Annotated in this window: 11 protein-coding genes and 1 pseudogene; 6 read left to right on the top strand and 6 right to left on the bottom strand. The window is 67.6% G+C overall.

Annotated elements, in window-relative coordinates:
* Complete coding sequence (locus PGN37_RS06250; RefSeq protein ID WP_335330160.1) at positions 1-1410, bottom strand: purine-cytosine permease family protein; 1410 nt, start codon at positions 1408-1410, stop codon at positions 1-3.
* Between the two features lie 111 nt (positions 1411-1521).
* On the opposite strand from PGN37_RS06250, the gene PGN37_RS06245 reads away from it, so the two are divergent.
* Positions 1522-2949, top strand: coding sequence for an MFS transporter (locus PGN37_RS06245; protein ID WP_335330159.1), 1428 nt, complete (start codon positions 1522-1524; stop codon positions 2947-2949).
* 23 nt (positions 2950-2972) lie between these two features.
* Here PGN37_RS06245 and PGN37_RS06240 read toward each other — a convergent pair whose 3' ends face one another.
* Positions 2973-3413 carry a type II toxin-antitoxin system Rv0910 family toxin gene (locus PGN37_RS06240; protein ID WP_335330158.1) on the bottom strand — a complete coding sequence of 147 codons (441 nt, stop codon included), beginning with the start codon at positions 3411-3413 and terminating at the stop codon, positions 2973-2975.
* 370 nt (positions 3414-3783) lie between these two features.
* On the opposite strand from PGN37_RS06240, the gene PGN37_RS06235 reads away from it, so the two are divergent.
* The 4 genes from PGN37_RS06235 (at position 3784) to PGN37_RS06220 (ending at position 7895) form a co-directional block, all read left to right on the top strand.
* Entirely contained in the window at positions 3784-4905 is a 1122-nt protein-coding gene (locus PGN37_RS06235) for an ABC transporter ATP-binding protein (protein WP_335330157.1), read from the top strand.
* A 71-nt stretch (positions 4906-4976) separates the two neighbouring features.
* Complete coding sequence (locus PGN37_RS06230) at positions 4977-6161, top strand: polyamine ABC transporter substrate-binding protein (RefSeq protein WP_335330156.1); 1185 nt, start codon at positions 4977-4979, stop codon at positions 6159-6161.
* Between the two features lie 4 nt (positions 6162-6165).
* The gene (locus PGN37_RS06225; RefSeq protein WP_335330155.1) at positions 6166-7041 is read left to right on the top strand and encodes an ABC transporter permease; all 876 of its coding nucleotides are present in this window, start codon (positions 6166-6168) and stop codon (positions 7039-7041) included.
* Positions 7038-7895, top strand: coding sequence for an ABC transporter permease (locus PGN37_RS06220; protein WP_335330154.1), 858 nt, complete (start codon positions 7038-7040; stop codon positions 7893-7895). Before PGN37_RS06225 ends, PGN37_RS06220 begins: the two co-directional genes overlap by 4 nt.
* A 2-nt stretch (positions 7896-7897) precedes the next feature.
* Here PGN37_RS06220 and PGN37_RS06215 read toward each other — a convergent pair whose 3' ends face one another.
* Both PGN37_RS06215 and PGN37_RS06210 read right to left on the bottom strand, forming a co-directional pair.
* Positions 7898-8254, bottom strand: coding sequence for a hypothetical protein (locus PGN37_RS06215; protein ID WP_335330153.1), 357 nt, complete (start codon positions 8252-8254; stop codon positions 7898-7900).
* A gap of 18 nt (positions 8255-8272) precedes the next feature.
* Positions 8273-9139 carry an EamA family transporter gene (locus PGN37_RS06210; RefSeq protein WP_335330152.1) on the bottom strand — a complete coding sequence of 289 codons (867 nt, stop codon included), beginning with the start codon at positions 9137-9139 and terminating at the stop codon, positions 8273-8275.
* A 172-nt stretch (positions 9140-9311) separates the two neighbouring features.
* Between PGN37_RS06210 and PGN37_RS06205 the strand changes: the two are divergent.
* Positions 9312-10570: pseudogene (locus PGN37_RS06205) on the top strand (DUF222 domain-containing protein).
* Positions 10571-10581: 11 nt separating this feature from the next.
* On the opposite strand, the gene PGN37_RS06200 reads toward PGN37_RS06205, so the two are convergent.
* Positions 10582-11751, bottom strand: a complete 1170-nt coding sequence (locus tag PGN37_RS06200) for an acyl-CoA dehydrogenase family protein (protein ID WP_442932871.1) — start codon at positions 11749-11751, stop codon at positions 10582-10584.
* Positions 11752-11787: 36 nt separating this feature from the next.
* Positions 11788-12816, bottom strand: coding sequence for a hypothetical protein (locus PGN37_RS06195; RefSeq protein WP_335330150.1), 1029 nt, complete (start codon positions 12814-12816; stop codon positions 11788-11790).
* Positions 12817-12866: the final 50 nt, after the last annotated feature.

Below are 12866 nucleotides of genomic sequence, written 5' to 3'. Positions count from 1 at the left end.
CTACCGAAGCGCAGCACCTCGCCCGGTGACGATTCGGTAGCCGCCGTAGAGCACGGCCGCTGCCGCCGCGTTGACGAAGTAGGCGATGTCGGCGCCGTGCCAGGCTGTCGCGATCGGCCCCTGGATCAGCGTGGTGTTCATGAACGGCACCGCGATGACGTAGGCGAGCACGAACACGATCAGCGCCGCGGCCGCGTCGCGCCGGTTCGTCGACTCCTCGGCCGGATCGACGGTGTCGCGCCCAGCCATTCGCCGCCGCCAGTCGATCACCAGCACCACGACGAAAGCCGGGATCCAGTAACTGACGAGCAGCAGGACATCGGTGAAGCGTTGCGCGGTGTCCGCGGCGTGCAGCCACAGGATCAGAGCGAAGGCGAGCACGGTGACGATCACCGCGGAGATCGGCCGGCGCACCCGGACGCCGACCGTCTGCAGGGCCAGCGACCCGCTGTAGTCGTTCATCACCCCGGACCCGATGGATGCGATCGCGATCACCAGCAGCGCCACCGCTCCCAACGCTCCCCCGCCCATCACCGCGCGCACTCCCTCGGCGGTCTGCTCACCCACCAGCTCGGCCGCGGCGATCCCGATGCCCTGCACGAACGCATAGGCGAGCAAAAGTCCGGCCGTGGTGAACGCGAACACCTTGGCGCGCGAGACATCGGCGGGCAGATAGCGACTGAAATCGGCGGCGTAGGTCGCCCACGACACCGCCAGGCTGAACGCGATCGTCACCTCGAGGACGAACGCGGCGACCAGGTCCGGCCCCGCCGCGGTGGCCGGCGCCACGATGTCATGACCGCCGATCAGCTTGATCGTGAACACGACGAACGTCAGGAACAGCACCACCGTCAGCACGGCCTGCAACCGGTGGATCAACTCGTAGCCGAAGACGCCGACGACACCCTGTACCCCGAGCACGATCAGCACCGCCGCCCAGAACGGAATCCCGAGCAGCACCGACAACGCCTCGCCGCCGAACAAGCCGACCAGCGCGTCCCACGCAATGGATGAAATCCATTGCAGCGCAGCCGGAACGACGACCGTCCCGCCGAAAGCCATCCGGGCGTTCGGCATCTGACCGGCACCGGTCCGCGGGCCCCAGGTGGATAGGTAGCCGACGACGAGGGACCCGAGCAGAGTTCCGATCAGCATCGCGAGCATGCCGAGCCAGAATCCGAGGCCGAGTGCGATGGCGAGCGTGCCGGTGAAGACTCCGGTCATGTTCACCTGGGGCGCGAACCACACCGTGAAGAGCCGGCCGGGACCGCCGTAGCGCTGATCGGTCGGAATGGGCGCGATGCCGTGGGTTTCCATCGACAGATCGCCGGCGCCCGACGGTCGATGGCCGGTGAAGACCGGCCCGGTCAGCGCGGCGGATCGGACCTGCGGCGAGCTTCCCTGAGCCATGGCCACATTCGATCACGGATGCCTCGACCGCAGCGGCCCGGGTTGCCGACCTCGTGGGGCGAGAGTCCATAATCGACCACGAACCAAGACGTGCTAACGATCGGAGGGGGCGTGGCCAACAGTGCGCCCCGTCTGCTCGTCGTCGGACTCAGCGTCGTCGTCCTGACCGTCGCGGTGTTGCAGACCGCGGTGGTGCCGGTGCTGGGGGTGATCGCCGACCAGTTGGGCGCATCCACGGTCGCGGTCAGCTGGGTCGTCACCGCGAACCTGCTCGCCGCGGCCGCGGCCACACCGCTGATCGGCCGCCTCGCCGACCTCCACCGCAAGAAACACGTACTCCTCACGGTGCTCGCTGTGGTCCTCGCCGGCTCTCTGCTGGCGGCGACGACGACGTCGCTGCCACTGCTCGTCCTGGCGCGCGTCCTACAGGCGGCCTCGTTCGCCCTGTATCCGATCAGCATCGCGATCCTGCGCGAGGAGCTTCCCGAGGATCGCATCGGATCAGCGATGGCCGTCCTGTCGGGCACGCTGGGGTTCGGCGGTGGTGCAGGCCTGGTCGTGGTGGGCCTGCTGATGAACGGCGACGCCGGATATCACCGCGTGTTCTGGCTGACGACCGGCTTCAGCGTGCTCGTCCTCGCGATCGTGATCGCTGTCGTGCCCGACCGACCCCGTTCCGCCGCAGGCACGATCGACTGGGTCGGCGCGCTGGGCCTCGCGGTGGGCCTGTCGGCTGTGCTGCTGTCCATCACACAAGGGCATTCGTGGGGGTGGGGCTCGCCGCGGACAGTGGCCTGCCTGGCCGGGGGCGTGATCGTGCTCGTGGGTTGGTGGCAGTGGGAGCGACGGGTGAGCCAGCCTCTGGTGTCGACCCGGATGCTGGCCCGGCGCTCGATGCTGCTGACCAACGTGGCCACGGTGTTCGTTGGCATGGGCCTGTACTTCGCGTTCCTCGGCCTCACCCAGTTCGTCCAGATGCCCGGCGGTCCGGACGGCTACGGATTCGGTGCCACGGTGCTGCAAGCGAGCGTGGTCTACCTGTTACCCGGAGCCGTCACCGGCTTCGTCGTCGCCTTGGTCAGTGGCCGGTTCATCGATCGGTTCGGGGCCCGACCGGTGTTGGTCGTCGCCGCAGTCGCCGGCATCGTCGGATTCGTGTTGGCGGCCTTCGTGCACTCCACGCCCTGGCAGGTGATCATCGCAAGCGTGCTGGCCAACGGCTACATCAGTCTCGGCTACGGCGCGCTGCCCGCGTTGGTCGTCGGCGACAGTGACGCCGGCGAAACGGGCGTGGCGACGGGCATGAACGCGATCGCGCGCACCGTCGGCAGCTCCACCGCGGCGGCGGTGGTCGCCGTGCTGCTGGGCCGTACCGACGCGGCTGGTGTACCGCTGGAGAGCAGCTTCGTCGTGATCTTCGCGGCGGGTGCGGTCACCGCACTGCTCGCGATGGTGTTGATCGCCGCCTCGCGGCCGCGGACGTCACCCGCACCGGACGCGCGCTTCGAGACTCGGGCGATGAACCACGAGTGGGGCTAGCCCCTGACTCTGGGCGGAACTCCTCAGCTCAGCTCGGCGAGGTTGCACACCGAACGCTTCACGTCGCCCTTGATCACCCGGGCGACGACGCTTCCGACCGGGGTGTTCAGTAGGCCGCCGGACAGATCGGCCACCACGCGGAACGACGAACCCTGCGTTCCGGCGGCGTCGTGGGGTTCGACGGTCAGACTCAGCCCGATGCTGACGCCACCGCGTCCGTTCCCCATCAACTCGATCGCCTTGGGCTCGTCGTATCGCGTCACCCGCCAGTGGATGATGTTGCGGAATCCTTTGACCTTGATCAGCGAGGAGACCTGGGTGTCGACCCCGATCTCGTCGGGCACCGGACTCTTCCAGCCACCGAAGATCGTCAGCCACTGGTCGAATCGCTTGAGGTCTGACGCCAGGGTCCATGCCTGTGCGGGGCTCAGATCCGAGGTCACGGATACGTCGACTGTGGCCATGGCGTTTCACTACCCCGCCGACTCCGTCTGGTAAACGGCGACGAAGACCACAGCCGAGCGGCAGACTCGTACAGATAACGAAGTCCGCCGGCCGGAGAGCCTCCGGCCAGGCGCGGGTGCTCCGCGTCTGGCGGAACCAGAATCTCGCCGATTCTCGCAACTGAGGGCGGTTTGGGCGAAGGATTCCATTGTAAGAATGTAAATTCGTTGCGGAAACGGTTGCCAACGGCGGCGTGATCCGCGAAGGTTTACTACGGCCACGACGGCCGACGTTCGAGGAGGATCCGCGCTGACCGGCACACACACCACCGCAGCAGACCAGACGTCAGGGTCCGCGGGACGCGACGCGGCCCGCGCCAAGACCGGCCCCGTGATCGAGATCGACCACGTGACGAAACGCTTCGGCGACTACGTCGCCGTCTCCGAGGCTGACTTCACCATCGCCCAGGGCGAGTTCTTCTCCATGCTGGGCCCCTCCGGCTGCGGCAAGACGACGACGTTGAGGATGATCGCGGGATTCGAGACACCGACCCAGGGCGCGATCCGCCTGGAGGGCCGCGACGTGTCGAAGACGCCGCCGAACAAGCGCAACGTCAACACCGTCTTCCAGCACTACGCGCTGTTCCCGCACATGACGGTGTGGGACAACGTGGCGTACGGACCGCGCAGCACGAAGAAGGACAAGCAGGAAGTCCGCAAGCGCGTCGACGAACTGCTCGAGATCGTCCGGCTGACCGACTTCGCCGAGCGCAAGCCCGCCCAGTTGTCGGGTGGGCAGCAGCAGCGCGTCGCGCTCGCGCGGGCGTTGGTCAACTACCCCAGCGCGCTGTTGCTCGACGAACCGCTGGGCGCTCTGGACCTCAAGCTGCGCCACGCGATGCAGTTCGAGCTGAAACGGATCCAGCGCGAAGTCGGCATCACGTTCATCTACGTCACCCACGACCAGGAAGAGGCGCTGACGATGAGTGACCGCATCGCGGTCATGAACGCCGGCAACGTCGACCAGATCGGCTCTCCGACCGAGATCTACGACCGCCCCTCGACGGTCTTCGTGGCCAGCTTCATCGGCCAGGCCAACCTCTGGGCAGGACGGCAGACGGGCCGCGCCAATCGCGATTTCGTCGAGATCGATGTCCTGGGTTCGACACTCAAGGCCCGGCCCGGCGACACGACGATCGAATCCGGTGGTCACGCCACGCTGATGGTGCGTCCCGAACGCGTTCGGGTATCGATGGAGGCCCCGGCCGGCGACGTGGCGTCCGTCCGCGCGACGGTGACCGATCTGACCTTCCAGGGACCGGTGGTGCGACTCTCGCTGGCTGCGCCCGATCAGTCCACGGTGATCGCCCACGTCGGGCCCGAGCAGAACCTGCCGATGCTGCGCCCCGGTGACGAGGTCTATGTGGGCTGGGCACCTGAGGCGTCGCTGGTGTTGCCCGGCGACGACATCCCCACCACCGAGGATCTCGAGGAGATGCTCGACGACTCGTGATCGTCCCGCGGGCCGACCCACCCGTTTCGACCCCACCCCTTCTCTGGACCCGACGAAAGGTACGCCTCGCCATGTCCCCCGAGTTCGACACCCGCATGATCGCCCGTCTGACCGCCAGCCGTACGTCGCGCCGCCGTTTCCTCGGCGGCAGCGCAGCAGCTGCCGCGGCGTTGGGCCTCGGCTCGACCGTTCTGGCCGCTTGCGGCGGATCCGACAGCAACACCGCCAGTTCGAGCACGCAGGACAGCGGCCCGGCCAGTGGCACACTGCGCGTCTCGAACTGGCCGCTGTACATGGCCGACGGCTTCGTCGCCGCATTCCAGACGGCCTCGGGCATCACGGTCGACTACAAGGAAGACTTCAACGACAACGAGCAGTGGTTCGCCAAGGTCAAGGAACCGCTGTCGCGCAAGCAGGACATCGGCTGCGATCTCGCGGTGCCGACGTCGTTCATGGCAACGCGTCTGCATCAACTCGGCTGGCTCAACGACATCAGCGACGAGGGCGTGCCGAACAAGAAGAACATCCGCCCCGACCTGCTGGAAGCCAGCGTCGACCCGGGCCGCAAGTTCACCGCGCCCTACATGTCGGGGCTCGTCGGATTGGCCTACAACCGCGCGGCCACGGGCCGGGACATCACGTCCATCAATGACCTGTGGGACCCGGCGTTCAAGGGCCGGGTCAGTCTCTTCTCCGATTCGCAGGATGCACTGGGCATGATCATGCTCTCGCAAGGCAATTCACCGGAGAACCCCAGCACCGACAGCGTGACGAAGGCGATCGACCTGGTGCGCGAACAGAACGATAAGGGCCAGATCCGCCGATTCACCGGCAACGACTACGCCGACGACCTCGCTGCCGGCAACATCGCTGTCGCACAAGCGTATTCGGGCGACGTGGTGCAGCTGCAGGCAGACAATCCGGACCTGCAGTTCGTGGTTCCGGAATCCGGCGCCACCACATTCGTCGACACGATGGTGATCCCCTACACCACCCAGAACCAGAAGGCCGCCGAGGCGTGGATCAACTACGTCTACGACCGGGCCAACTACGCCAAGCTGGTCGCCTTCGTCCAGTACGTGCCGGTGCTGTCGGACATGACCGAAGAGTTGGAGAAGGTCGATCCGGCCGCGGCGAAGAACCCGCTGATCAACCCGTCGAAGGAGACGCTGGACAAGTCGAAGGGTTGGGCTCCGCTGACCGACGAGCAGACGCAGGAGTACAACACCGCCTACGCCGCCGTCACCGGCGGCTGAGCCGATGGCCGGTGTAGCCAGCAGCAGCAGGCAGCGGAGCAAGATCGCTCCCTACCTCATGGTCTTGCCCGCGCTCGTGTATCTCGCGGTGTTCTTCGTGGTGCCGTTCTTCTCTCTGGCCCGCACCTCGCTGTCCACCACAGGCGGCTCGGTGTTCATGCCGACGCTCGAATTCGCTTGGAACTTCGGCAACTTCACCGACGCGTTCGTGTTGTACAAGGATCAGATCTTCCGATCGTTCGGCTATGCGTTCGCCGCGACGATCCTGTGTCTTTTGCTGGCGTTCCCGCTGGCGTACGTCATCGCGTTCAAGGCAGGCCGCTACAAGAATCTGCTGCTGGGATTGGTGATCCTGCCGTTCTTCGTGACGTTCCTGATCCGGACCATCGCGTGGAAGACGATCCTCGCCGACGAAGGCTGGGTGGTCAGCGCGCTCGGCGCGGTGGGTCTGCTGCCCGACGAAGGACGACTGCTCTCGACGAGTTGGGCGGTGATCGGCGGCCTGACCTACAACTGGATCATCTTCATGATCCTGCCGCTCTACGTCAGCCTGGAGAAGATCGACCCACGGCTGCTCGAGGCGTCCAGGGACCTCTACTCCTCGGCCGGGCGCAGCTTCGGCAAGGTCATCCTGCCGCTGTCGATGCCGGGCGTGCTGGCGGGCAGCATGCTCGTCTTCATTCCCGCGGTCGGCGACTTCATCAACGCCGACTACCTGGGTAGCACTCAGACCACGATGATCGGCAACGTCATCCAGAAGCAGTTCCTGGTGGTCAAGGACTACCCGGCGGCGGCGGCACTGAGCCTTGGCCTGATGGTGCTGATCCTCGTCGGTGTGTTGCTCTACACCCGGGCGCTGGGGACGGAGGACCTGGTATGACGACCCAGGCCGGCGCCGCGGTCGCCACCGCGGCGCAGAAGACGCCCACCGCGAAAAAGGTGAAGGCACGGCGCAATGTCGGCGACCTGCTGCTGCGGATCGTGGCAGGTCTGGTGCTGCTCTATCTGTTCCTGCCGATCTTCGTGATCATCCTGTTCTCGTTCAACAAGCCGGCCGGCAAGTTCAACTACAGCTGGCAGGGCTTCACGCTGAACAACTGGGCACATCCGTTCAAATACCCGCCGCTGACCGAAGCGCTCAAGCTCAGCCTCAATGTGGCCGCGGTGTCGACGGCTGTCGCGCTGGTCCTGGGCACGCTGGTCGCGATCGCTCTCGTACGCCAGCGCTGGCGCGGCCAGGGCGCGGTCGACACCTTCCTGGTTCTGCCGCTGACCGCCCCCGAGGTCGTGATGGGCGCGGCGCTGCTCACGCTGTTCCTCGATCTGGGCTGGGCCGCCGGGTACACCACGATCCTGTTGTCGCACATCGCTTTCGAGGTCAGCTTCATCGCGATGACCGTGCGGGCACGCGTGCGAGGCTTCGACTGGACGCTCGAAGACGCGTCGCTCGATCTGGGCGCGAGCCCAGCACGCACGTTCTTCAAGGTCACCCTGCCGTTGATCGTGCCCGGCATCATCGCAGCGGCGATGCTGTCGTTCGCCCTGTCGCTCGACGACTTCATCATCACCTACTTCGTCAGCGGCTCGACGGTGACCTATCCGCTCTACGTCAACGCCGCGGTCAAGGCCGCCGTGCCGCCGCAGATCAACGTGCTGGCCACCGCGATCCTGTTGATCAGCCTGGTTCTGCTCGCGATCGGAACCCTGTACCGGCGCAAGCGTTTCGAGGCCTGAGCTCAGCTCGCGTCGAGACGCACCCGCACCGTCACGCGGCCGCGGTCATCACGCTGCGCCACTGCGTAACCGGTGCGGTCGGCGCCGTCGAAGTCGGTCAGCGTGATGGAACCGCCGTCGCCGGTGAAGTTGCGCCACCAGGTCTTCTGGTCGGGGGCCATGACCCGGATGACGACGTCGTCACCGGAGCGCTGATAGCTGACCGGCGTCTGGAACGTCTGGTGCGAACGCCGCCCGGCGTATCTGATCACCACCATGTTGCGCCGCATCAACGGACCGATCACCGGGGCGTGGATCAGGCGAGCCGCGCCGCCGTTGACGAGGCCCACCACGGGTGAGCCGAAGATTCCTCTACCCATGACTGCCACGGTAACCGCTCAGCCGACCTCCAGAGGCACAGGTTGCGTACGGGCTCCCGAGCGGGCAGCGCCGGCGCCGGCGGCGACCACGAAGGCGATGCCGAACACGCTCAGCGGCCCCGGCACCTGGTGCAGGATCACCAGACCAACCACCATCGCCAACGCCGGTTCGACGCTCATCAGCGTGCCGAACGCCGCTGTGGTGAGTCGGCGCAGTGCCAACAGCTCGAGGGCGAAGGGCACCACAGGAAGAAGGATGGCCAATCCGAGGCCCAGCAGCAGGATGTCGGCGTCGATCCTGGGGATCACGGCCGGACCGACAACCGCGGTGGCGAACAACGCCGCGACCGGCATCGACACCGCTAGACCGGCGATGCCGGCGACCTCGTCCCCCACCTTCTGGGTGAGCAGGATGTAGCCGGCCCAGCACACGGCGGAGCCGAGTGCGTAGGCGACTCCGACCTGATCGACGGTGCCGCTCCACGGTTCGGTCAACAGCACGACGCCGACCGCCGCGAGGCCCGGCCACAGCAGACGGCCGCGGCCATGTCCGCGCGCGACGGCGACAGAGAGCGGGCCGAGGAATTCGAGCGCGCTGGCCGTCCCGAGGGGAATGCGGTCGATAGCAGCCATGTACAGCAACGTGATTCCGGCCGTGACGATGCCGAGGACCACGCACATCAGGAAGGACCGGCGCGTGAACGCCGCCCACCGCGGCCGGACCAGAACGAGCAGGAGGACGCCGGCCCACATCAGTCGCAGCCACGCGACACCTTCGACGCCGATGTCGTCGATCAACGTCACGGCGAACGCCAGGCCGAGCTGCACGCAGGCCATCGCACCGACCGCCATCATGGCGCCCGAGCGTGCCCCTTCCGAAGTCATGTCTGCATTGAACGGGACGCCGACCGTTGCGGTCCACCTGATTCTCACGGACATATCGTTCGGATTTCGCGGACGATGGAACTTATCCCCAGAGCCGATTTCATCCACAGGCGGACGGTGACGGTCGGGCGGTGCGCGGCGGGATGTCGGATGGCGGGGGCAGGTTGAGGGCATGCCCCCGATCAGTTCACTGGCCATAGACGAACGGTTGTCGGTGCTGCACGAGGAGTTGGCGGAGCTGACGGGGCAGCGCAATGCGATCGATGCGCGGATCGTCGAGATCGCTGCGGAGATCGATCGCGATGAGTTGTGGGCGGCCGCCGGAGCGCGGTCGACGGCGGGGTGGCTGGCGTGGAAGGCCGGAGTGTCGCCGTCGCGAGCGCACACGATCGCCGCGATCGCAGCGCGCTACGACGAATTCCCCTCCTGCATCGAGGGATTGCGGGAAGGCCGGTTCTCGGTGGACCAGGTCGGGGTCATCGCCGAACGCGGCCTGCCCGGTTCCGACGATCATTTCGCGACGCTGGCCCAGTGCGCGACCGTCACCCAATTACGCAGTGCGCTGAGCATGCAACCCAAACCCGAGCCCGCGCCCGCCGTCGACGACAACCATGAGGACGAGGACGAGCCGGTGCCCGTGCCAGATCCGGGGCCGACGCCGTCGATCAGCTCGCGCGGCGACGAGCATTACACGTACTGGACAATCGCGCTCCCCCACGTCGAGAATGCGGCATTCGAAGCGGCGCTGGGTTCCCATCGCGACGCCCTTGTCGCGGAATGGAATACCGGTGATCCCGATGCGCAGGCACCGATCCCAGCATGGCGGCGGCATTCCTGCGCCTGGTCCACATGAGTTGGGACGCCGAGGCTTCCGCGCGGCCGCATGGGCAACGCACCACCGTCGTTCTGCATGTCGATGTCGCGGACAAGGTGGCCGCGCTGCATCTGGGGCCCGTTCTGCCCGAGGGTGACCGTCGCTACCTGACCTGCGACGCCACGTGCGAGGTGTGGTTCCGTCGCGACGGGCAGGTGATCGGCGCCGGCCGGTCGACCCGCACGGTGAACCGGCGGCTACGCCGCGCGCTCGAGCATCGCGACCGCTGCTGCGTGGTGCCCGGCTGCGGGGCCACGCGATGGCTGCACGCTCACCACCTCGTGCACTGGGAGGACGGCGGACCCACCGAGCTGTGGAACCTGGCGCTGGTGTGTCCGTTTCACCATCGGGCACATCACCGCGGCCTGATCACGATCACCGGCCCCGCCGACCAGCTCGTCGTCACCGACGCCGCCGGCCGCGCCTTGGCCTCCGTCTCCCTGGCCCGCACACCCACCCGACCACCACCAGAGGTCGCACCCTGTCCCGGTCCCACCGGCGAACGCGCGAACTGGTGGTGGTACCAACCCTACGAACCACGCCCACCCGACGACTGAGTCAGACTGACTCAGAGTCCGAACTGGTCCTCGACGATGCCCAGCCACACCTGAGCGGCGTCGATCGCGACCTTCTCGCTGATGAACGCGTGCTGGGTGCCTGTGTAGATGTCGCGGAACGCGCGTTCGAGGCGGCTGCCCTCGCGAATTGCCGTGGTGCCGGCGGCCAGGTGCGCCCATTCCGCGCACTCCCGGGCGGTATCGGTGGCGTGCACCGCGGCCACGCGCATGTCAGCCCGCATCGTGGGCGTGAGTTCGTCACCCGCCGCGACCGCCGCCTCCGCGGTGCTGAACGCGTCGAGGACCAGCAGTCGGGCCGCCCGCCACGCGGCGACGTGCCGGGCGAGCCCCTTCTGGAACGTCGGTCGCGTCGCGAGTGCAGCCATGTCACTCATCCGGAACTTGGTGGCGGCCAGCTCGGCGACATCGTCGAGCATGCTCTTGGCCACCCCCAACGCCCACGCGGCATGACCGGCGGCCGTCACCGGCATCATGCCCATTCGCGTCGCGGGTGACGTGCCCCGCTGAGGCTCGCGAGTGAACAGCGCGAACGTGCGGCCGTGGGGTACGAACACGTCGTTGATGGCGTAGTCGTAGGACCCGGTGGCCTTGAGCCCCTGCACATGCCAGCCGTCGGTGAATTCGACCTCGGCGCGCGGCACGATCGCCACCTGCATGTCGGGCACGCCCTCGCTGATCCATTGCATCTCGCCGTCGACCATCGGCAGGAAGCCCGCGGCGACGTACTCGGCGTGCCCGGTACCGGACCCGAAACTCCACGAGCCTGTGAGCCGGTACCCACCGTCGACCGCGACGCCCTGGCCGTTGGGAAAGAACTGCCCGCCCATCGTGACGTGATTGTCGTGCGCAGTGAACACCTCGGCGAAGCCGTCGTCGGGCAGGTAGGTCGCCGCGGCGAACGACGACGGCAGATTCGCGATCCCCACCCAGCCGAAAGAGCCGTCCTGCCATGCCATTTCGATCCAGGTCTCGATCATCTGGGCGAACGACGGCTCCACCCCACCCGCGGGTGCGGGGTTGAACGCCGACATCAAACCCGTCGACCACATCTCGTCGACGACGCTGCTGCTGAGGGTGCGCTGACGCTCCGACTCGGCAGCCTGCTCGCGCACCAGCTCTCTCATGCCACGAGCCAACTCGGCGACGTCGTCACGTGTCATCTGCGGGACCGCTGTCACGGCCTCGACGGTAACCCCTCAGGGCAACGCAGTGAACACATTCGCCGGAACTGTCATCTCCGGGTCGGGCAGCGCAGGGATCTCGGCGTCTGGGCCGGGCAGCGGCGCGAGAAGCGGCTCCGCGCCGGGCAGGTGCTGTTGAGCGGCAACCGGAAGATGCGGTTCGGCCGACGGTGCCGCCGCGTCCACGGCCGCCTGCGGGAGCGATTCGACCGCCGGCGCCTCTGCAGCCGCCACAGGCACGGGGCCGGGAAGCGCATTGGGTGCAGGGAGCGCGTCGACGGCCGGGACCGCCGCCGGCGCAGACAGAGCCGCCCGCGCGGGCGCAGCGACCGGCGCTACAAGAGCGGGCGCGGCGACATAGACGGGAGCGGCGGCATACGACGGCGACGGGGCGGTGACGATCTTGCGCGCCGGCTCGGCGGCAGCGTCGACCGGTGCGGTGACGCTGACCCATCCGGGATCGGCGGCGGGTGCGGTGGCTGCCGCCGCAGCCGCTGCCGGCTGGATGTCGGGTACCGAACCGGCAGTCAAGAAGACCGCGCCGACGGCGGCCGCAGCAGCCACCCCCATCGCGGCGGCGAGCACACGCGTGGGTCGCTTCCTGCGCGGGACCGCCCGGGGCAGCGCGACGGTGATCGCCTCGGCGGGGTCGACGTCGGCGAGCGCCGCGCCGTAGGCCAGTGCCACCAGGGGCGGCATGTCGCTGTCGTCGGGAGCGATGAGCACGCGGGTCGCGCACGTCAGCGGCACGGCGTCGACGGTCACCCCGAGTGTGCTGAGGTCGGCGCGCAACCGCCGCCCGCACGCTTCTGCATCGGGGGTCCAGACCAGACGGAGGCGATCGACGTCGAGCCCGCACGCCCGGGCCAGTCCGTGGCCACCGCGGGCGGCGAGGCGCGCGATGTCAGTATCGGTGTCGAACTCGGCATCGGGGCCCGCGTCGAGCTCCAGTGAGTCGTGATCGACGACAGTACGGTCGGCTTCATCCACCAGCGCCCAGGTCACCTCGGTGCTGGTCAACGACAACCCCAGAACTGCGCCCACGGCATCTCCTTCGGGTGTCGAAGCCGGTGTCTGTGGTTCATCGGGCGACT

Origin of the sequence: Mycobacterium kyogaense (assembly GCF_036946525.1) — a bacterium.
GTDB lineage: Bacteria > Actinomycetota > Actinomycetes > Mycobacteriales > Mycobacteriaceae > Mycobacterium > Mycobacterium kyogaense_A.
This window is presented reverse-complemented; position numbering and strand designations above follow the sequence as displayed.

What these genes read in the sequence shown, in the direction of transcription:
- PGN37_RS06250 (WP_335330160.1), bottom strand. Translation starts at nt 1,410, where the DNA reads ATGGCTCAGGGAAGCTCGCCGCAGGTCCGATCCGCCGCGCTGACCGGG.
- PGN37_RS06240 (WP_335330158.1), bottom strand. Translation starts at nt 3,413, where the DNA reads ATGGCCACAGTCGACGTATCCGTGACCTCGGATCTGAGCCCCGCACAG.
- PGN37_RS06230 (WP_335330156.1), top strand. Translation starts at nt 4,977, where the DNA reads ATGTCCCCCGAGTTCGACACCCGCATGATCGCCCGTCTGACCGCCAGC.
- PGN37_RS06225 (WP_335330155.1), top strand. Translation starts at nt 6,166, where the DNA reads ATGGCCGGTGTAGCCAGCAGCAGCAGGCAGCGGAGCAAGATCGCTCCC.
- PGN37_RS06220 (WP_335330154.1), top strand. Translation starts at nt 7,038, where the DNA reads ATGACGACCCAGGCCGGCGCCGCGGTCGCCACCGCGGCGCAGAAGACG.
- PGN37_RS06215 (WP_335330153.1), bottom strand. Translation starts at nt 8,254, where the DNA reads ATGGGTAGAGGAATCTTCGGCTCACCCGTGGTGGGCCTCGTCAACGGC.
- PGN37_RS06210 (WP_335330152.1), bottom strand. Translation starts at nt 9,139, where the DNA reads ATGACTTCGGAAGGGGCACGCTCGGGCGCCATGATGGCGGTCGGTGCG.
- PGN37_RS06200 (WP_442932871.1), bottom strand. Translation starts at nt 11,751, where the DNA reads ATGACACGTGACGACGTCGCCGAGTTGGCTCGTGGCATGAGAGAGCTG.